This is a genomic window from Roseivirga sp. YIW32 (assembly GCF_057219245.1).
Window position 1 is genome coordinate 1,128,512 of record NZ_JBXVVG010000001.1, and the last position, 18,394, is coordinate 1,146,905.

The 18,394-nt window shown below is 42.0% G+C and carries 14 protein-coding genes and 1 tRNA gene; 2 read left to right on the forward strand and 13 right to left on the reverse strand.

Features of this window, described 5'->3' with window-relative positions:
* Positions 1-34: 34 nt before the first annotated feature.
* The 9 genes from pnp to thrS form a co-directional block, all read right to left on the reverse strand.
* Positions 35-2,167, reverse strand: coding sequence for a polyribonucleotide nucleotidyltransferase (gene pnp, locus AC2D6U_RS05485; protein WP_484719943.1), 2,133 nt, complete (start codon positions 2,165-2,167; stop codon positions 35-37).
* Between the two features lie 84 nt (positions 2,168-2,251).
* Complete coding sequence (rpsO, locus tag AC2D6U_RS05490) at positions 2,252-2,527, reverse strand: 30S ribosomal protein S15 (protein ID WP_484719944.1); 276 nt, start codon at positions 2,525-2,527, stop codon at positions 2,252-2,254.
* An 84-nt stretch (positions 2,528-2,611) separates the two neighbouring features.
* Positions 2,612-4,321: an LptF/LptG family permease gene (locus AC2D6U_RS05495; RefSeq protein ID WP_484719945.1), complete on the reverse strand. Its 1,710-nt coding sequence runs from the start codon at positions 4,319-4,321 to the stop codon at positions 2,612-2,614.
* Positions 4,322-4,390: 69 nt separating this feature from the next.
* Positions 4,391-4,786 (reverse strand): START-like domain-containing protein, encoded by a 396-nt coding sequence (locus tag AC2D6U_RS05500; RefSeq protein WP_484719946.1) that lies wholly within the window; start codon positions 4,784-4,786, stop codon positions 4,391-4,393.
* Positions 4,787-4,890: 104 nt separating this feature from the next.
* Positions 4,891-4,964, reverse strand: a tRNA-Met gene (locus tag AC2D6U_RS05505).
* A 121-nt stretch (positions 4,965-5,085) separates the two neighbouring features.
* Positions 5,086-5,430, reverse strand: coding sequence for a 50S ribosomal protein L20 (gene rplT, locus AC2D6U_RS05510; RefSeq protein WP_484719947.1), 345 nt, complete (start codon positions 5,428-5,430; stop codon positions 5,086-5,088).
* Between the two features lie 89 nt (positions 5,431-5,519).
* Positions 5,520-5,714 carry a 50S ribosomal protein L35 gene (gene rpmI, locus AC2D6U_RS05515; protein ID WP_484719948.1) on the reverse strand — a complete coding sequence of 65 codons (195 nt, stop codon included), beginning with the start codon at positions 5,712-5,714 and terminating at the stop codon, positions 5,520-5,522.
* A 20-nt stretch (positions 5,715-5,734) separates the two neighbouring features.
* Positions 5,735-6,280, reverse strand: coding sequence for a translation initiation factor IF-3 (gene infC / locus AC2D6U_RS05520; RefSeq protein WP_484719949.1), 546 nt, complete (start codon positions 6,278-6,280; stop codon positions 5,735-5,737).
* An 88-nt stretch (positions 6,281-6,368) separates the two neighbouring features.
* Positions 6,369-8,324: a threonine--tRNA ligase gene (gene thrS, locus AC2D6U_RS05525; protein WP_484719950.1), complete on the reverse strand. Its 1,956-nt coding sequence runs from the start codon at positions 8,322-8,324 to the stop codon at positions 6,369-6,371.
* Positions 8,325-8,655: 331 nt separating this feature from the next.
* Here thrS and AC2D6U_RS05530 point away from each other — a divergent pair, with 331 nt between their 5' ends.
* On the forward strand, positions 8,656-9,360 hold the full coding sequence (locus tag AC2D6U_RS05530; protein ID WP_484719951.1) for a hypothetical protein: 705 nt from the start codon (positions 8,656-8,658) through the stop codon (positions 9,358-9,360).
* A 421-nt stretch (positions 9,361-9,781) separates the two neighbouring features.
* A complete protein-coding gene (locus AC2D6U_RS05535; RefSeq protein WP_484719952.1) occupies positions 9,782-10,264 on the forward strand; it encodes a hypothetical protein in 483 nt (160 codons plus the stop codon).
* 22 nt (positions 10,265-10,286) lie between these two features.
* Here the strand turns inward: AC2D6U_RS05535 and AC2D6U_RS05540 are convergent, their stop codons facing one another.
* The 4 genes from AC2D6U_RS05540 to AC2D6U_RS05555 all read right to left on the reverse strand — a co-directional run bounded on the left by AC2D6U_RS05540 (position 10,287) and on the right by AC2D6U_RS05555 (position 18,251).
* Complete coding sequence (locus AC2D6U_RS05540; RefSeq protein ID WP_484719953.1) at positions 10,287-12,797, reverse strand: DUF5686 and carboxypeptidase-like regulatory domain-containing protein; 2,511 nt, start codon at positions 12,795-12,797, stop codon at positions 10,287-10,289.
* An 84-nt stretch (positions 12,798-12,881) separates the two neighbouring features.
* A complete protein-coding gene (locus AC2D6U_RS05545) occupies positions 12,882-13,553 on the reverse strand; it encodes a TrmH family RNA methyltransferase (RefSeq protein ID WP_484719954.1) in 672 nt (223 codons plus the stop codon).
* A 62-nt stretch (positions 13,554-13,615) separates the two neighbouring features.
* Positions 13,616-16,354, reverse strand: a complete 2,739-nt coding sequence (locus tag AC2D6U_RS05550) for a DNA gyrase/topoisomerase IV subunit A (RefSeq protein ID WP_484719955.1) — start codon at positions 16,352-16,354, stop codon at positions 13,616-13,618.
* 16 nt (positions 16,355-16,370) lie between these two features.
* Positions 16,371-18,251 carry a DNA topoisomerase IV subunit B gene (locus AC2D6U_RS05555; protein WP_484719956.1) on the reverse strand — a complete coding sequence of 627 codons (1,881 nt, stop codon included), beginning with the start codon at positions 18,249-18,251 and terminating at the stop codon, positions 16,371-16,373.
* Between the last annotated feature and the right edge of the window lie 143 nt (positions 18,252-18,394).

Below are 18,394 nucleotides of genomic sequence, written 5' to 3' on the forward strand. Positions count from 1 at the left end.
CCTATTCAATCAAACGCCTTATTTAACTAAACTGTTATCCCTCGTTGTTCTCCGGTTTAGGGAGCAAGGCTTTTCTCGACAATCTGAACTTACCAGATTTTTTGTCTATACCGATCAATTTAACGGTGATATCTTCACCAACTTCCATTAGACCATCCATGTTTTCAAGTCGTTCCCATTTGATCTCAGAAATGTGAAGCAAGCCGTCTTTTCCAGGCATAAATTCAACGAATGCACCGAATGGCATGATGGATTTGACCTTACCTTCGTAAGTCTCACCGACTTCAGGCATGGCTACAATTCCCTTCACGCGCGCAACAGCAGCGTCCATGGCATCTTTATCGACAGCAAAGAAAGAAACCTCTCCTTTGTTATCCACTTCTTCGATATTGATGGTAGCTCCAGTTTCCTTTTGGATCTCTTGGATCACTTTACCACCAGGCCCGATCACCGCACCGATCATGTCCTGAGGAATGATCAGCTTAAAGCTTCTAGGCACATGAGGTTTGTAGTCTTCACGCGGTTCAGTGATGGCTTTCGCCATTTCACCCAATATGTGTAGTCTACCCTCTTTGGCTTGGTTTAAGGCTTTCTCCAATACTTCATAAGAAAGACCATCGACCTTAATGTCCATTTGACATGCCGTGATTCCTTTTTCAGTACCGGTTACTTTAAAGTCCATATCGCCCAAGTGATCTTCATCACCAAGGATATCAGATAGAATGGCAAATTTACCTGTCTCAGCATCTGAGATCATTCCCATGGCAATGCCTGATACTGGTGCTTTGATCTTTAACCCTGTATCCATCATTGCCAATGAACCCGCACAAACGGTGGCCATAGAGGATGAACCATTGGATTCTAAAATATCAGAGACCAATCGGATCGTGTATGGATTCTCATCAGATGAAGGCAATACTTGTTTCAACGCTCTCAACGCCAAGTTGCCATGTCCAACCTCTCTTCTACCTGGACCTCTGTTCGGACGTACCTCACCAGTAGAGAAACCAGGGAAGTTGTAGTGTAGGATGAATTTGTTGTAACCCGCCATCGTGGCACCATCGATCATTTGCTCATCTAACTTTGTACCAAGGGTACATGAAGTCAACGATTGAGTTTCACCTCTGGTGAACACAGCAGAACCATGCGCTGATGGCAGATAATCTACCTCAGCTGCAATTGGTCTAATTTCAGTAAAGTCTCTACCGTCTAGTCGCTTTTGCTCATTGAGCACAAAGTTTCTGGCAGCTGACTTGTGTAGTTTTTTGAAATATTGTGACAATAGAAAACCATCATGTCCATGATCCTCTCCTAATGATTCAATGAATTCTTCTTTTATGGCTTTCACATCAGCGCTTCTCACTGACTTATCAGCAGTTTGCTTCGATACAGCTGCATAGAGCTTATCATAAACTGAAGCCTTCATTTGTTCGAATAACGCTTCATCCGACTTTTCGTGATTGTATTCACGCTTCACCGTAGAACCTACTTCTTCAGCCAATTCGATCTGCGCCTGACACTGTATTTTCGCAGCGTCATGTGCCACTTTCATGGCCTCGAGCAAGTCCGCTTCGCTCACCTCTTTCATTTCACCTTCTACCATCAGGATGTTATCCTTATCGGCGGCTACTATGATGTCTAATTCTGCTAATGCCTGAACATCTCTGTTCGGATTAACAAGGAACTCGCCGTCTTTCTTGACCACACGTACCTCAGAAATAGGGCCGTTGAATGGAATGTCTGATACTGCCAAAGCAGCAGATGCTGCCAATGCTGCCAGTGAATCAGGATTCATTCCTTCTTCGTAAGAGATCATCGAGATCATCACTTGTGTATCCGCATGATAATCATCCGGGAACATCGGACGAAGTGCACGGTCGACTAATCTTGAGATCAAGATCTCATGATCAGACAATCTTCCTTCTCGTTTGAGGAAACCACCAGGTATCTTTCCTGATGACGCGAACTTTTCTTGGTAATCAACTGAGAGTGGAAGAAAATCCACATCTTCTTTTGCATCATGAGCAGATACAACCGTCGCTAATAGCATGGTATCACCCATTCTTACAACTACTGAACCGTCTGCCTGTTTGGCTAACTTACCCGTTTCAATTGTAATTTCAGCGCCATCGGGCATTTTGATGGACTTATTAATAACTTTTGACATATATGATTTTTAAGTTGCAGGAATATACAACACCCTGCGGTTGAATAGAAGTAAAAAGGGAATTCTCAGAACTCCCTTTTTTAATTACTTTCTTAATTTCAATTCTGCGATGATCGCACGATATCTCTCGATATCTCTGTTGTAAAGGTAATCGAGAAGTCTTCTTCTCTTACCTACCAATTTCAAAAGACCCAATCTAGACGAGTGATCTTTCTTGTTTGACTTTAAATGCTCTGTGAGATGATTGATACGGTAAGTGAAAAGAGCGACCTGAGATTCTGCAGAACCTGTATCGTTTTTTGACTTTAACCGACCATGATTCTCAAAGAGCTCTTGTTTTTTCTCTGTTGATAAATACATGCTTAGCTAAATTTAAAATTTGTGTTACTATTAATAGCGGGCAAAGATACTGAAAGAAAGCGTGTTGTCCAACAGCGTTGACAATTAATGTTTCTTGCCGAACAAGGCCTTTATTCGTTTGCCTATGGTCACGTAAAAATCAGGCTCAAACAATCGCGCATCGTTTCTTGCTTGCTTTAAGAAGAAAAATCCGAACGGCAGCAGCGCAATATTCGATATCCACATCGCAAAGGCAGGAGCCACGACCTCCTGCTTCCCCCACTTCTCACCTAGCGTGTTCAAAATGTAGTATATCAAGAAAAAGACAATAGAAACGATCAAGGGCATGCCTAAACCTCCTTTTTTAATGATAGCGCCAATGGGCGCGCCGATGAGAAACATCACCAGGCAGGCGAATGACCTGGCCAATTGCTGATTGCGTGTCAAGATGTACTTTCGCTTGTACGAATTGACCGTTTCAATGGTCTTGTTTCTGGTTTCGATCAAATTGCGCGAACTCCTTGATTGATTGATCCCAAAATTCAATGCGGTCTGCATGCGCAAGGGACTGCTACCTTCAAGCGTGAGGTCATAATGATCCTCAAATGCCTGGTAGATCTCTTCTGCAGAAAGTGATTTCTTTTGTTTCGGAAGGTCAATCAATTGATCGATCTCAATTTCGCTTACGGCGGTTCTGGCGGGAATACGCCGTTGCTTATCTTCAGCTGCACGTGTAATGACTTTACCATTACTTAGCCTTACCTCCTCTAGGGTGCTGTCAGCCTTTGCTTCTACCTTCATATCCAAGGTATCTGCGTCTCCCCATGGTGCGTCATATCTTAGATTCCGAATCGAATCGTAGTAAACTTTACCCTCCATGATGCTTTTTGGCACCTTTGCCTGATTCAGCATGTGGTAGCGAAACGTATTCGACACCTGTACAAATTGACGTTCTCGTTTAAGGAAAATATCTCGATTGATCGAATCTAGTCCTTCCGCTAGCTGATCACGAGTTTGTACCAAGCGACTCCTTCTAAAGGCATTTTCATCTGTATCGCCCATGTCAAACGAGGCCAAATCGAATACCATTTTACTTGACTTGAAACGGTCACGGACGAATTGACCACCCTTTCGTTTGTCAATATAATTGTCCTTCATCTGTTCCTCGTAGCGAATGCCATCAAAGAGTTCTAAGGCCAAGTACCGTTGATTCATGAAAGAATACATGCGCCCCGAGTCTGCTAAAATGACCTTCTTGTTGGATTGTGCGTTATCCCCTGTATGGTCATAAATGATGATGTCTTTCAAATGCTCGTCTGTGACCTTCTCGTTCACTTTGATGCTATACCCTGGAATTCCTCCATAAAAGACACCCTCGGAGATGTCCAGAGCGGGTTTTTTGGTCCGCATGTCCCACAGCAAACTGTAGGTCTTCAGGTTGACCTTCGGAACCAATTGCGTGTTGGTATAATAGGTAACCCCCGTTAACAGTATGACAAAGAAAAAGATCGGCGCTAAGGCCCTGATCAAAGAAATACCAGAACTTTTGATGGCAGTTAATTCAGAATGTTCTCCCAAATTACCAAAGGTCATGATCGAACTCAGCAAGACGGCTAGAGGGAAAGCATCGGGTGAACTGGAGATGGAAAAATACCCCATCAGTTCTGCGAAAATGGACAAACTCAATCCTTTACCGAAGAGCTCATCAAAGTACCGCAATAAACCGACCAGAAGTAGGATAAAGTCGACAACGATGAGCGTCAATAAAAAAGGCCCAATGAAGGAGCCAAATACGAGTTTATCGATCTTTTTCATGAGCGTATCGACACAATGAGGACAAAAATCATGCCTTCTGCCACTTTTTCCAAGTTAAGGGAAGTTAAATTACCCTCCGATCATCTCTTTCAGTAGATGGACCTGATTTTCCCAAAGTTCCTGCTGCTCTTCCGGGTCATCAAAATCTGAATAATCGGTGATTTGCAAATAGACCGATTGTGTCAATTCGTTCACGTTGAGTTTGAGTTCTATATAACTTGGATCATCCTCGTCCTCTTCTGTCTCAGGTAAGAACTCGAACTTGGCGCTGACATTCATTTTTTGAGCCACCTTTTTGGCACGATGTTCTTCGCCGTCCCACCAAAAGATAAATACCTTGTCTTCGTTAATGTTGACGTCGTCTGCAAACCACTGCGAAAGCCCACTGGCTGAGCTGATGTAGGGAAATAACATCTTTTGAGAGGCGTTGACCTCGAATTCGGTAACAAATTTGACTTTTCCCATAGATGAAAATGATGTTTGAATAATATAGAACTTATTTATCAGATTACAAACCGAGCACATCACTGCACCCAATAAAAAACCCCAACATTGCTGATGGGGTTTTGTAGCGAAGACGGGAGTTGAACCCGTGACCTCAGGGTTATGAATCCTGCGCTCTAACCAACTGAGCTACCTCGCCATTTGATTATGAGGCTGCAAAGGTAAGCAGGAAAGCCATTAAATTACAACCTGACCCTACTCCTTTTTTCAAAAAAATACCCCGACCTAGGTCGAGGTATTGAAATCGTCTTGATTAGCAGTTACTTAAGCTTATCAACAACCGCCTTGAACGCCTCAGGATGATTCATTGCTAGATCGGCAAGTACCTTTCTATTCAATTCGATCCCTGATTTGCTCAATTGACCCATGAATTGCGAGTAAGACATTCCGTGTTGTCTTGCACCTGCATTAATTCGTTGGATCCATAATTTTCTAAACTCTCTTTTCTTTGCTTTTCTATCACGGTAAGCATAAACGAGACCTTTTTCAACGGCATTTTTAGCAACCGTCCAAACATTTTTTCTTCTCCCCCAGTACCCCTTGGATAACTTTAGGATTCTTTTTCTCTTCGCTCTTGAAGCGACTGAATTTACTGATCTTGGCATAATTTAATTTTTTGATTTTTGGCGCTCCTGAGTATCAGGATACTTAAGACCAAATCTCCGGTTAAACATTAGAACCTTCTAATGACTCATTAGATGTTGAGCATGTGCTTCACGTTCTTCTCATCAGACTTGTCGACCAAGCCCATCTGAGTAAGGTTGCGTTTCTGCTTCGTTTCTTTCTTGGTCAAGATGTGGCTTTTGAAAGCATGCTTTCTTTTGATCTTGCCTGATCCTGTCAATTTGAAACGTTTTTTCGCTCCTGATTTAGTTTTTACTTTAGGCATTATTAATAATTGGTTTAAAATTATTTCTTCGCTCCTTTTGGAGATAAAAAGAGAAACATTCTCTTGCCCTCCAATTTGGGAAGCTGCTCAACCTTGGCGTATTCTTCCAATGCTTGGGCAAACTTCAATAAAAGGATCTCACCCCTTTCTTTGTACACGATCGTTCTTCCTTTGAAGTGCACGTAAGCTTTCACTTTCGCTCCCTCTTTCAAAAAATTGACCGCATGCTTTAGTTTAAACTCGAAATCATGGTCATCCGTATTCGGACCGAACCTGATCTCTTTCATGACCGTCTTAGCAGCTTTCGCTTTTATCTCCTTCTGCTTTTTCTTTTGGTCATACTTAAACTTTGAGTAATCAATTATTTTACAAACCGGTGGGTTCGCTTTAGCTGAGATCTCAACGAGGTCTAACCCTTCATTCTTAGCCATATCTAGGGCTTTTGATAAAGGAAAGACACCTTGTTCTATGTTTTCACCTACAACCCTTACTTCCTGGGCTCTAATTTTCTCATTAACCTTGTAGGGCTCTTCTACCCGACCTCTCGGTGGATAGCGTCTTCTCATTTTCGCGATTGTAACCTCCTTGTTTTGTTAAAATGACTGCAAATATCGGTATTAATTTCTAATAATCAATGGCTGATTTTAATAAGCTTTACTTCGCCGAATGCCCCAATGATTTCTCCTTCTCTTCTTTAAAATAGGTCAAGAACTCAGCCAATGCTAAGGTACCTACATCTCCAAGACCGTGCTTTCGAACAGAAACTGCTTTATCGTCGGATTCTTTTTCGCCAACGATCAACATGATCGGTATTTTTTTAACCTCAGCATCCCTGATCTTTCGACCGATCTTTTCGTCTCGGTGATCAATAAAACCTGTGATGTCGTGTTCTTCCAACATGGCGTATACTTCGTTGGCATAGTCGGCATACTTCTCCGAAATGGGGAGAATGGCTACCTGGTCAGGCGTGAGCCAAAGTGGAAAATCACCGGCACAATGTTCGATCAACACGGCAACAAATCGCTCTAGCGAACCAAATGGCGCTCTGTGAAGCATCACCGGTCGATGTTTTTGGTTATCCGAGCCTGTATACTCCAGTTCAAATCGTTCAGGTAAATTGTAATCTACTTGAATGGTACCCAATTGCCATTTTCGACCCAGAGCATCTTTGACCATAAAATCGAGTTTAGGACCGTAAAATGCTGCTTCTCCCAATTCAGTCACTGTATTGAGTCCTTTTTCTTCGGCTGCTTCAATGATCGCTGCTTCGGCCTTATCCCAAGCTTCGTCCGAACCGATGTATTTTTCCTTATTCTCCGGATCTCTTAAACTGATCTGGGCAGTAAAGTCTTCAAACCCTAAAGAATCAAACACATGGAATACCAAATCGATCACCTTTTTGAATTCCTCCTTCACCTGGTCTTCGCTACAGAAGATATGGGCATCATCTTGAGTAAATCCTCTTACCCTGGTCAAGCCGTGTAATTCTCCACTTTGCTCGTAGCGATAAACGGTACCAAATTCAGCCAGTCTAACCGGTAAATCCTTGTAGGACCGTGGCTTTGACTTGTAAATCTCACAGTGGTGAGGGCAATTCATGGGTTTAAGTAAAAACTCCTCTCCTTCGTGTGGCGTATGGATGGGCTGAAAAGAGTCTTCTCCGTATTTGGCGTAATGACCTGAAGTAACGTATAAGTTCTTATGTCCAATATGTGGAGTGACAACAGGATCATAACCTGCCTTGACCTGTGCTCTTCGCATGAACGCTTCTAACCTTTCGCGCAGTTTGGCACCCTTAGGCAACCAAAGGGGTAATCCACTTCCAACTTTCTCGGAAAAAGTAAAAAGTTCCAGTTCCTTTCCAATCTTTCGGTGATCGCGTTTTTTGGCTTCCTCTAAAAGATGTAGGTATTCCGTGAGCTCTTTTTGCTTTGGAAATGTAATGCCATAAATCCGTGTGAGTTGATCACGTTTTTCGTCTCCACGCCAATAGGCTCCAGCGACACTCAGCAATTTAACGGCTTTGATGAAGCCGGTATGTGGAATGTGTGGGCCGCGACAGAGATCTGTAAACTCCCCTTGTTGGTAAAACGTGATCTGACCATCTTCCAAGTCTTGCAAAAGCTCGATCTTGTACTGATCTCCTTTTTCTTCGAAATAGCTGATGGCATCTGCCTTGGCCACTTCAGTTCGTTTGTAGGTATTCTTTTCCCTTGCGAGCTCGAGCATTTTCTTCTCGATGTTCTCTAAGTGAGTCGCATCAAAAGTCTGGTCACCAAAGTCCACATCATAGTAATAGCCTTTTTCGATCGGAGGACCTATGCCAAATTTTATTCCTGGATATAGCGCTTCTAAGGCTTCTGCCATCAAGTGAGCAGAAGAGTGCCAGAAAGTGTTTTTACCGGCATCATCATTCCATGTGAGGAGCTTTAGCTTTGTTTCCTCGGGCAACGGACGGTCGGCATCCCAAACCTCACCATTCACTTCTGCCGCCAAAACATTTCTTGCCAATCCTTCAGAGATACTCATGGCCACGTCCATGGCCGATGTGCCTTTGGGATATGTTCTTGTGCTGCCGTCGGGCAGCATCACGTTGATTTGATCACTCATGCGTTGTTACCTACCGCTACAAACCGGTAGGACTTGTTATGCTTTTCAGGCTGCAAATATGCAATAATTAATCTAGAGAATAGATTGAAAACAGGGAAAATTGGCAGTTTTAGAGCGTAATTTGGAAACTGAATTGAATAACAGCTTACGGATATTAAGCTTTCCTAAATAGGTCAGTCTTTTCACATAACCAGCTCTAAAAAACTTAAAGATATTTTCAATTCAATTAAATACAATCTTCAACAAGGCTTCAAATAAATTATTATTATTTAATAATTATTATTAATATTATAATTAATTATATTTTTATTAAACACATCACATCATACTTATGAAAAAATTTAAATCAATTTTATTATTAATTATTATCACTTTCAGTTGTGATTCAAGCAGCGAGATACCATTACAATTTGAAAAACCTGAATTGCAAGAATTACATGAATATCTATTAAGCGAAAATGCCTTTGATGAGAAAGTACCAGGTCTAATAATTGACTATGATAACTCAAGCATAGAAATTATTAACTCTGTCAAAATAATGCATATAGTCTTAAGGAATGAAGATAATTCAATGGCTGGTGTTATTCATGGTTTTAAAGTTGGCAACGAATTCCGAGATAACCTGCCTTATCTGAAAGACTATGCTTTAGTCTACGACTCTTTCCATCAAGTGGGTTATTCTCAAAAATCAGGAATAGTTAAAACTTACGATTGGAATTATAATAGTTTAGTTATGGAAATACAGTTCAAGAATAACTCAGTAGCCGACTATAATAGGTTTTCAATTCAAGAAAATCCAGACCGTGTCAAAAGCGAAATTGACGATGACGAATTTCCAGACTCGTGCTACGGTGGGTCAAATAATAACGTAAGTTGGGGGGAGTGCATGAGTTGCCTAAGAAGTATATGTATTTCAGATGCAGACTGTCAAGAAACACTTTATTTTACCGATATCTTCGGAGCTTGGAATGGTCAACCGGGAATTGGAAGCATAAGCATGGGTGCAGCTTGTCTATTCATAGCCGCAGTGAATTAATTTATCTGTTAGTTCTTATGAATCAGTTAATCGTAAAAAAAATAATTCTTGGATTTTCATTTGCTTTGCAGAATATCACGATTATACTATTTGGTCTTAATTGGTACAACCCGATAAAAGAACATATACCTTGGTCTCTATTAATTATTTCATTCGGCCTTTTGATGCTTAATTACATTATCATATTTCTTGACTTCAAAAAATTAAATTCTAAACAAAGAAATGTCTGGTTGAGTAGACTAAAAAAGAACCCGTTTTGGTTTCCTTTGTTTTACATTCGCAATTGTGAAACAATATGACAATAAGAGCAAGTCAAAAATCATAACTCTTCATCTAAAACATCTTAAATCAAAACAATCCTTATATCTCCAGCAATAGAGATGTAGGGGTTGTTTAATCAAATTTTTTAAATCAGAAACATATGAGCAACGTTGGCAAGGCTACACTTTACACATTGATTATCCTCTTCTTACTGATTACAGCTGTTTTTTTTGTTTCCACTATAACAGGATATGTAAGTACCTTTAATGGTGTTCGAAAAAATATTGAAAAATCAAAAGATATTAAATTGGTAAGAAATAGCCTTTTGTTTTTTAAAAATAATATAAAGGAGGAAACCCTCTTAATGGATAGTTTGCAAACCTACAAATTAAAGTTTTGGGCATCTTGGTGTGCACCATGCTTGGAGGACATTTTCAATTCGTATCAAATTGGCGCTAATACTTTTTATATAACATTAGAAGATTCAATAACTGTAGCATCTTTTATTAATGAAAACAAGGACAAGATTAAAATAGACTTATTTAGGATGCATCAAGAGCAGATCCCTTATGAGCCCCAAGAAGTTTTTTTTTATCCGAGTGAGGCAATAATCGAGGGTAATACAATTAGAATAAAAAAATAATAGATTGAACCTTGTGATAAGTCTAAAGTGTGATTTGAAAACTGACTTTAATATCTGAATTCCGAATATTTGATTTTTCAAGATAGGTCAGTCTTCGGACGTAATCTACCCGGAAGAATTTGAAAATATTCTCGATGCCGATGCCTACTTCGGCAAACGGTCGAGAGGTTTCAAGCACATCGAATTGTCTCAACGGATTTCCATTTTCATCCTGAGTGACCTGAGCGTCGAGCGTGGATTGACTTACGTCACCAAACAGGGCACTACCAGTAGCGACCAAACGCCACTTTAATCGTTTCATTAACGGTATTCTGTTCATCACAAAGCCTTCAAAGAAATGTTGCACTTTGACCTGAGCATAACTTTGCGAAACAAACTCGAAGAAGTTCATGGTATTGAAAGCGATATCGGTATAAACAAACTGCTCATTACCGATATGAGAGGTCAACAAGGTGTAAGGCAGCTCATTAAAAATGTGGCCTCCACTCACTTGATATTTCATGTTCCCCCAAAAGCCCATTCTGAGCTGCTGAGATACGGCAAAATCTACCTTATGGTAATCAAAATCACCTCCACCGGGACCTTTCAACCCTCTGGTGTAAGACATCAAAAAGGTTGGCCAACGAAAAGTACCCAAGCTGATTCGATTATTATCGTTGATGATGAAGGTCTCATCGCGCGCATATTTCAACCGGACGATCAGTTCTGATGTTGTGAAGTTGGTTCCCAGCTGCGAATTCACATCGTTGATGTCTGTGCGATATCGGAAGGGAAACAGCGGTTGATAGGACTGGTTTTTGAGCTGTAAAGCGCCCGAAAAGGATCTTGAGAATTGTCGAGCGAATTCAAACTGAGTGCGGTCATATCGAAAAGGCCGAACCAAATTACCGATCTGAGTCAAGGCAATGAATGCGCTCTCCTCTGACACATCCGTCAAGGGGCTCACCTGAACCCCGAACTGATCAACATCATTTCGGTAATTGAGGCTTAAGGTTGTCCACTTCTCTCGATCAACAATGTATTTCACCCCCATGCCATACTTCCATCGCTTATCCAAGAATCCATAAGCGCCAAAGCCGTTGAACTGCCATTTTTTACTGAACTTCTCATTGGTTCTCCCCCCTAATCTCACACGAAATCCTTCCACATCGTTGCCGGAGATCGTGACCGGATAAGGACCGATATCCACCTTGCCTACATCAATGTAGCCTCGGGCGAGCGTCTTAAAGATCTCCGTCCAGGTTTTGACAAAGCGAATGTTGTTCAGGGTGTCGATCATGGCGATCACATTGACCTCCGTTTCACTGAGCGCTTCATGACGATTTTGATTCCAGAACAATTCGTCATTTTCTCGTGCATCCTCCGCCAATTCTACCGAACGATCGTAGAAGCGTGTCGGACGGGGTGCAGTAACTCTCAAACTGTCGTTACTAGTATAGAACTTGGCTAAAAAACCTGCCGAACCATCGGTGAGCTCTGCCACATCAATGAGCACCCGGCTATTCTTTGGCAGCCAGGCTCCTTCTTCTGTTTTGACCAACTCCTGCTGTATCTTGATCTTTTCAATAAAGTTCAGGTTTGCCGTTCGCTGCATAGTAGCATCGATCTGCTTCAAAGCGAAGGCCTCCTTGGTGATCCACATAGAACCAACAAAAGCCAGTTCTTGATCATTTTTTGGTACAAAATCGATCAAATAGCAAAAATCATCACCGACAAAGATACTGTCCTTCAATTCATAATCGTAGAGCAATCGCCAACCGTTTCCAATCGGAGATGCAAATTCTTTATCTACGATCACCATCCGGTTTTGGTAAAAATTGTATTCCTGAAAAGAAGTACCGATCACCTGGCCAATCAATGACCCGTCTTCAATGCCTACACCGGTGATCTTGGTTTTCTTGATGAACTCCTTTTGGAGGATCGGATCAGATCGAAAATACACGTCCGATAGAGATTCGGAGATAAATAATGGGAGAATAGGCTTGCCATCGTCGCCAGCAATGGTCTCAATGGAATCCAAGACTCCTGTGATCTTCTGCATCCAAGGCTTCTCTCTCAAATTATCCGTGATGTTATCGACATCTACTTCTATTTTGGTATAGTTGCTCAACTCGTAGGCCGGAAGTCGTCTTTTGTCGTTGAACTTCTTATTGTCAATTACCTCACGAAGTATGCGAAAAGCAGGATTTTCCACCTTCCCGGAGTACACCACAAAATCCTCCAACTGAGTAGCCTCCGGTTCCAATTGAAAATCAATGCGCTGCTCTATCCCCTTTTGGTACAGTTTTTCTTTGGTTTGGTAACCGATAAATGACACCAATAGAGTGTCAGAAGGCGCTTCTCCTTTGATCTCGTAGAGCCCATCAAAGTTTGTGGTTGAACCCACAGCAGACCCTTTGATCACCACATTGGCAAAAGGGATTGGATCACCAGTGGAAGCATCCGTGATTTTACCCCTGATAACGGTTTGAGCTACAAGCCATTGGCTAAAGCACAGGAGTAGAAATAAGGTGATAGATCTTTGAATTGACAAACTATGGGTTTTGTTTACTGCTTTCTTGTTGGCTTTGAAAAAGTCAAAATTACCTTCAAAATCTGAACTTCAACGGTCAAAGGTTCAAGAATGTTCCTTTATGAAATTATTAATTAGCAAATCCGATCTTTTTACGATCTGTTGGTACCATACATACTTCAACTCGCTCTTTTCTTCATCGGACAGTTGCCATGCAATCGTGCTCTCCCGCAAACGACGAGAAAGCTCATTCATTACTAACGCCGCGCTTACCGAAATATTAAATGATTCCGTAAAACCCAACATTGGAATATGAACCAAGTCATCAACCTGTTCTTTCGCATAGTTACTCAGGCCTCTCTTCTCCGTTCCAAAAACGATCGCCGTCTTTTCGGTTAGTGCCATTTCATGAATAGATGCAGAATTTGGGTCCGGGGTTGTCCCGACTAATCGATAACCTTTGTCTTTTAGGTCAGAAAAACAAGATGCTATACTCTCTGGTCCTCGATCGTAACGCTGGATATTGACCCATTTTGAAGCTCCACGTACAACATTAGGGTTGACTTGATAGGCATGGAGATCTTCAGTGATGTAAAGATCCTGAATGCCAAAACAATCACATGTTCGGATCACCGCACTGGCATTTTGTTCTTGGTAAATGTCTTCCAGCACCACAGTCAAATGACGCGTTCTGTTATCCAAGACCTTATCAATCAGTGCTTGTTTGTTGGGCGTAACGTATTGCCCTAGCATCTTTATCAAGCGTTGTTTTTCCATAGAATGAATAGCTAAAGCAACAGCACTTAGTTGTGAACAAAAGTCATCGATCCAACACGCAATTAGAACAATTCGATGGTATCGCCCACATTATAGGCACCTCCTTGACCATCTTTTCCCTTCTTCGGTTCTTGAGGTGGTGCCGGCTTCTCCTCTTTCGCTGGGTCTGTTTTCTTTTCTTCCTGCTTCTCTGGCGCTAGCTTAATCTCTTCATCCGACGCTTGATTTGTATCCTCTGCTTCTGTTTGATCTCCGGTTGGTTTTGTGATCTCTTGAGACTTGATCTTTGGCGTTTTCTCCTCATCAATTAGGAAAACGGCTTTATGGACTTTATGCGGCGACAGTTTGTTGCCTGTGGCTTTCCATCCTTTGATGTCAATGATCATGTCTAAATCGAACATTGACTTTTGTCTTTCCTTTTTGCCCTTGATGGAATACGTCACCTCAATTTGTGCCGTATCCGATTGGATTACATCAATGAGCTTGGACCCTTTCGCTTCATTAATGAATAAGAATTTCTTATCGAGGGTTGTCGTTTCGATCTGAAATCTCTTCACGTAGTAAGTTGCTGATTCGCCGTCGTAGTGAATGGCTCCGATCGATAGGTCCTTTTCGAATTTCTCCAAAAGCATGATCTTATTCGGATCGTAGCGATTGGTCAGCTCAAAACTGGTCAGCTCATATTCCCCAGTATTATAGACCACAAGTACTTTGTCGTCGGCTTGAAAATTACCCAATAACCTCCCGCGTTCATCTCTGTTCAGTCGTCCGACACTGTCATCATACCACATGTCGAGTCCACCCAAAGTCGATTTCCCTTCCATTTTCAATTGTACCTTACGGACAGGGTATTTGGTTACAATATTACCGCCTGCTCCTCTCCCTTTGATGTCTACATCTGCAAAATTGAAATCGAACACTTTGATGCGTGCTTTTGCACCTGAAGTCAGATAAACCGTCACCAGCTCTGCCTCTCCATTCGGATTGGCCGTGAAATAAAGAACCCTCGACCCTCTTTCTCCTTTGGTGAGGTCGTATTCCTTGTCTCTTGTGACTGCGAGCACTTGAAAACGCTTGACCATGGTGCGACCTGATTTCCCGTCGAGGTACATCAGGTTATACACCATGCGCTCGTCGTTCTTCTTGAATACGCCGGCGTAAATAATGTCTTTGCCGACAAACACTTTATCGCTGATTCTGACGACTTGAAAATTACCATCCTTGCGAAACACAATGATGTCGTCGATATCGGAACATTCACAAACGAATTCATCCTTCCGCAAACCATAACCGATGAATCCATCTTTTCGGTTTACATATAGCTTGGCATTATTAGCTGCAACAACGGTTGCTTTGATGTCTTCAAACGACCTGATCTCTGTTTTGCGTTCTCTTCCTTTACCGTATTTATCCAATAGGTTCTGGTAGTAAGAGATGGCATATTCGATCAAATTGGCAAGGTGATGCTCTACCTGCTCCAACTCCTCTTGCAGTCGGCGCATCAGCTCATCTGCCTTGAATTTATCGAACTTGGAAATTCTCTTGATCTTGATCTCGGTCAATCGCACGATGTCATCTGTCGTGATCTCACGATAGAATTCCTTCTTGAATGGGTCTAAGCCTCTGTCGATTGTTTCCAAGACCGCTTCCCATGTTTCACATTCTTCGATGTCACGGTAAATGCGGTTTTCAATGAATATTTTTTCAAGGGAAGAAAAGAGTAATCGTTCAAGTAATTCTCCTTTTTTGATCTCTAACTCCCGCTTTAGCAGTTCCACGGTCTGTTCCGTACAAACTTTTAGAATGTCATTGACCGTAATGAAATGTGGCTTATCGTCTATGATCACACAAGCATTGGGCGAAATACTGACTTCACAATCGGTGAATGCATACAAGGCATCAATGGTGATATTAGGTGACTGACCCGAAGCCAGTTCAACCAGGATCTCGACATGTTCTGCCGTATTATCTACCACCTTTTTTACCTTGATTTTCCCTTTATCGTTGGCTTTGATAATGGACTCGATCAAGCCTGTTGTGGTCGTATTGAATGGAATGTCTTTGATGACCAAGGTTTTCTTATCGAATTCCTCTATTCGTGCCCTGACCTTAATCTTACCTCCTCTTTTCCCTTCATTGTACTCAGAGAAATCTGCCATCCCCCCTGTTGGAAAGTCCGGATAGATTTTTGGATTTTTACCTTTCAATACCTTGATCGAAGCTTCGATCAGCTCGATGAAATTGTGAGGCATGATCTTGGTAGACAAGCCTACTGCGATCCCTTCCACCCCTTGAGCTAACAACAATGGAAACTTCACCGGTAGCGTAACCGGTTCTTTTTTCCGACCATCGTAAGAGAGTTGCCATTCAGTGGTTTGCGGATTGAAGACAACATCCAGAGCAAACTTAGATAAACGTGCCTCAATGTATCGAGGTGCTGCCGCGCTATCTCCTGTTCTAATGTCTCCCCAGTTCCCCTGGGTTTCAATGAGAAGGTCTTTTTGACCCATATTTACCATGGCGTCGCCTATGGCCGCATCACCATGTGGATGGTATTGCATGGTCTGACCGATCACGTTAGCCACCTTGTTGAACCTGCCATCATCCATTTCTTTCATGGAGTGCAGTATTCTTCTTTGCACAGGTTTTAACCCGTCTTCAATGGCAGGAACCGCTCGTTCTAATATGACATAGGAGGCATAATCAAGGAACCAATTCTCATACATGCCAGAAACCGGTATGGCTTCTTGCATCGCTCTATCTTCTTGCTCTTCGTTACTATTCGACAATTCGTCACTCATGCTTAAAATGGCTTCTTTAAGATGCTTTTTCTAGCGCTAACTCTTCGGCTAGGTCTTTTTCAATTTTCAAATTATCAATAATGAAAGTCTGCCTATCGGGTGTGTTTTTACCCATATAGAAGGTCAATAGGTCTTTGATACTCGTGTCTTTCTTCAAGATGATCGGCTCTAACCTCATATCAGGTCCAATGAAGCCTTTGAACTCATCGGGTGAGATCTCGCCTAATCCTTTGAATCGTGTGATCTCCGGTTTGTTACCGAGCTTCGCAATGGCCCGCTGCCGCTCTTCATCGCTGTAACAGTAAATGGTTTCCTTCTTATTTCTAACCCTAAAAAGTGGAGTCTCCAAAATGTAGACGTGTCCCCTTCTCACCAAATCAGGGAAAAATTGGAGAAAATAAGTAAGCAAGAGCAACCGAATGTGCATTCCATCTACATCGGCATCAGTAGCGATAACGATCTTATCATAGCGCAAGCCCTCCAGCCCATCCTCTATATTCAAGGCATGCTGCAGCAGGTTGAATTCCTCATTCTCATAAACCACCTTTTTCGTATATCCGAAACAGTTCAATGGCTTTCCCCTCAAACTGAAGACCGCTTGCGTCTGTACGTTTCGGGACTTTGTGATGGAGCCAGAAGCACTATCTCCCTCAGTAATGAACAAGGTGGTGGCATTTTTCTGATCCTCATCCCCTTTTTTATCATCCAGATGGATGCGGCAATCTCTCAGCTTTTTATTGTGAAGATTGGCTTTCTTCGCTCGCTCATTGGCCAGTTTTTTAATGCCTGCTATTTCTTTTCTCTCCCGTTCTGACTGTAAGATACGTTTGAGTAATTTTTCGGCCGTATCAGGGTTTTTGTGGAGGAAGTCGTCCAACGATTTCTTCACAAAATCATTGACGAAGGTTCTCATCGTAGGACCATCAGGAGCTACATTTTGTGAACCTAATTTTGTTTTTGTTTGAGATTCAAATACAGGTTCTTGCACCCGCACCGCTATTGCCCCAACGATTGATGCACGTACATCGGAGGCCTCAAAGTTCTTATTGTAAAACTCTCTTATGGTTTTCACCAACGCTTCACGCAGGGCCGCTTGGTGGGTTCCGCCTTGGGTAGTGTATTGCCCATTCACAAAGGAATAGTAATCTTCTCCATATTGATTGGTGTGAGACATGGCAATTTCGATATCTTCACCCTTCAGATGAATAATGGGATAACGCAATTGATCTACGTCCGATTTTCTTGACAACAAGTCGTACAAACCCTTCTCAGAGTGGTACTTTTCACCATTGAAGTTGATGGTAAGTCCGGCATTCAGAAAGCAATAATTCCAGATGAGATCGTCTAAGTATTGTGGAATGAAATGATAGTTCTTGAAGACCGTTTCGTCAGGACGAAATTCGATCAAGGTGCCGTTTCTCCCGCTTACAGTGGTTTCCTTCGCATCGTTCGTGATCTCCCCTTTTGAGAATTCTGCCAGCTTCGTTTTTCCATCTCGATAGGACTGCACTTTGAAATAGGTAGAGAGTGCATTAACCGCCTTCGTCCCCACCCCATTCAACCCAACAGATTTCTGAAAGGCACCAGAATCATATTTACCACCCGTATTGATCTTGGAAACACAATCGACCACTTTACCAAGCGGAATACCTCTTCCGTAATCACGAACAACTACTTTATGCTCTGAAACTCGTACGTCGATAGTTTTGCCGTAGCCCATCATGTGCTCATCGATACTGTTATCGATCACTTCTTTTACCAACACATAAATCCCATCATCTTGAGCTGATCCGTCGCCCAGTTTACCGATATACATCCCGGGTCTTAATCTTATGTGCTCTTTCCAATCGAGAGACCGAATGCTATCTTCGGTGTAGTTCGCTTCCTGATTTGCCATTCAGTATGTCAACATTTCTAGTTCGAGAAAATAACGGACACGTGTGTCCCTATCAATGCGGAATTTAGAATTATTAATCTAAAAAATCACTTAGATCGGTTGCCTTTTCTGAAAGTTTTAAAAAGGCCTCTGTAAATGAGGAA

Excerpts from the sequence above, each read along its gene's own strand:
- pnp (WP_484719943.1), bottom strand. The coding sequence starts at position 2,167 with ATGTCAAAAGTTATTAATAAGTCCATCAAAATGCCCGATGGCGCTGAA.
- rpsO (WP_484719944.1), bottom strand. The coding sequence starts at position 2,527 with ATGTATTTATCAACAGAGAAAAAACAAGAGCTCTTTGAGAATCATGGT.
- AC2D6U_RS05495 (WP_484719945.1), bottom strand. The coding sequence starts at position 4,321 with ATGAAAAAGATCGATAAACTCGTATTTGGCTCCTTCATTGGGCCTTTT.
- AC2D6U_RS05500 (WP_484719946.1), bottom strand. The coding sequence starts at position 4,786 with ATGGGAAAAGTCAAATTTGTTACCGAATTCGAGGTCAACGCCTCTCAA.
- rplT (WP_484719947.1), bottom strand. The coding sequence starts at position 5,430 with ATGCCAAGATCAGTAAATTCAGTCGCTTCAAGAGCGAAGAGAAAAAGA.
- rpmI (WP_484719948.1), bottom strand. The coding sequence starts at position 5,714 with ATGCCTAAAGTAAAAACTAAATCAGGAGCGAAAAAACGTTTCAAATTG.
- infC (WP_484719949.1), bottom strand. The coding sequence starts at position 6,280 with ATGAGAAGACGCTATCCACCGAGAGGTCGGGTAGAAGAGCCCTACAAG.
- thrS (WP_484719950.1), bottom strand. The coding sequence starts at position 8,324 with ATGAGTGATCAAATCAACGTGATGCTGCCCGACGGCAGCACAAGAACA.
- AC2D6U_RS05530 (WP_484719951.1), top strand. The coding sequence starts at position 8,656 with ATGAAAAAATTTAAATCAATTTTATTATTAATTATTATCACTTTCAGT.
- AC2D6U_RS05535 (WP_484719952.1), top strand. The coding sequence starts at position 9,782 with ATGAGCAACGTTGGCAAGGCTACACTTTACACATTGATTATCCTCTTC.
- AC2D6U_RS05545 (WP_484719954.1), bottom strand. The coding sequence starts at position 13,553 with ATGGAAAAACAACGCTTGATAAAGATGCTAGGGCAATACGTTACGCCC.
- AC2D6U_RS05550 (WP_484719955.1), bottom strand. The coding sequence starts at position 16,354 with ATGAGTGACGAATTGTCGAATAGTAACGAAGAGCAAGAAGATAGAGCG.
- AC2D6U_RS05555 (WP_484719956.1), bottom strand. The coding sequence starts at position 18,251 with ATGGCAAATCAGGAAGCGAACTACACCGAAGATAGCATTCGGTCTCTC.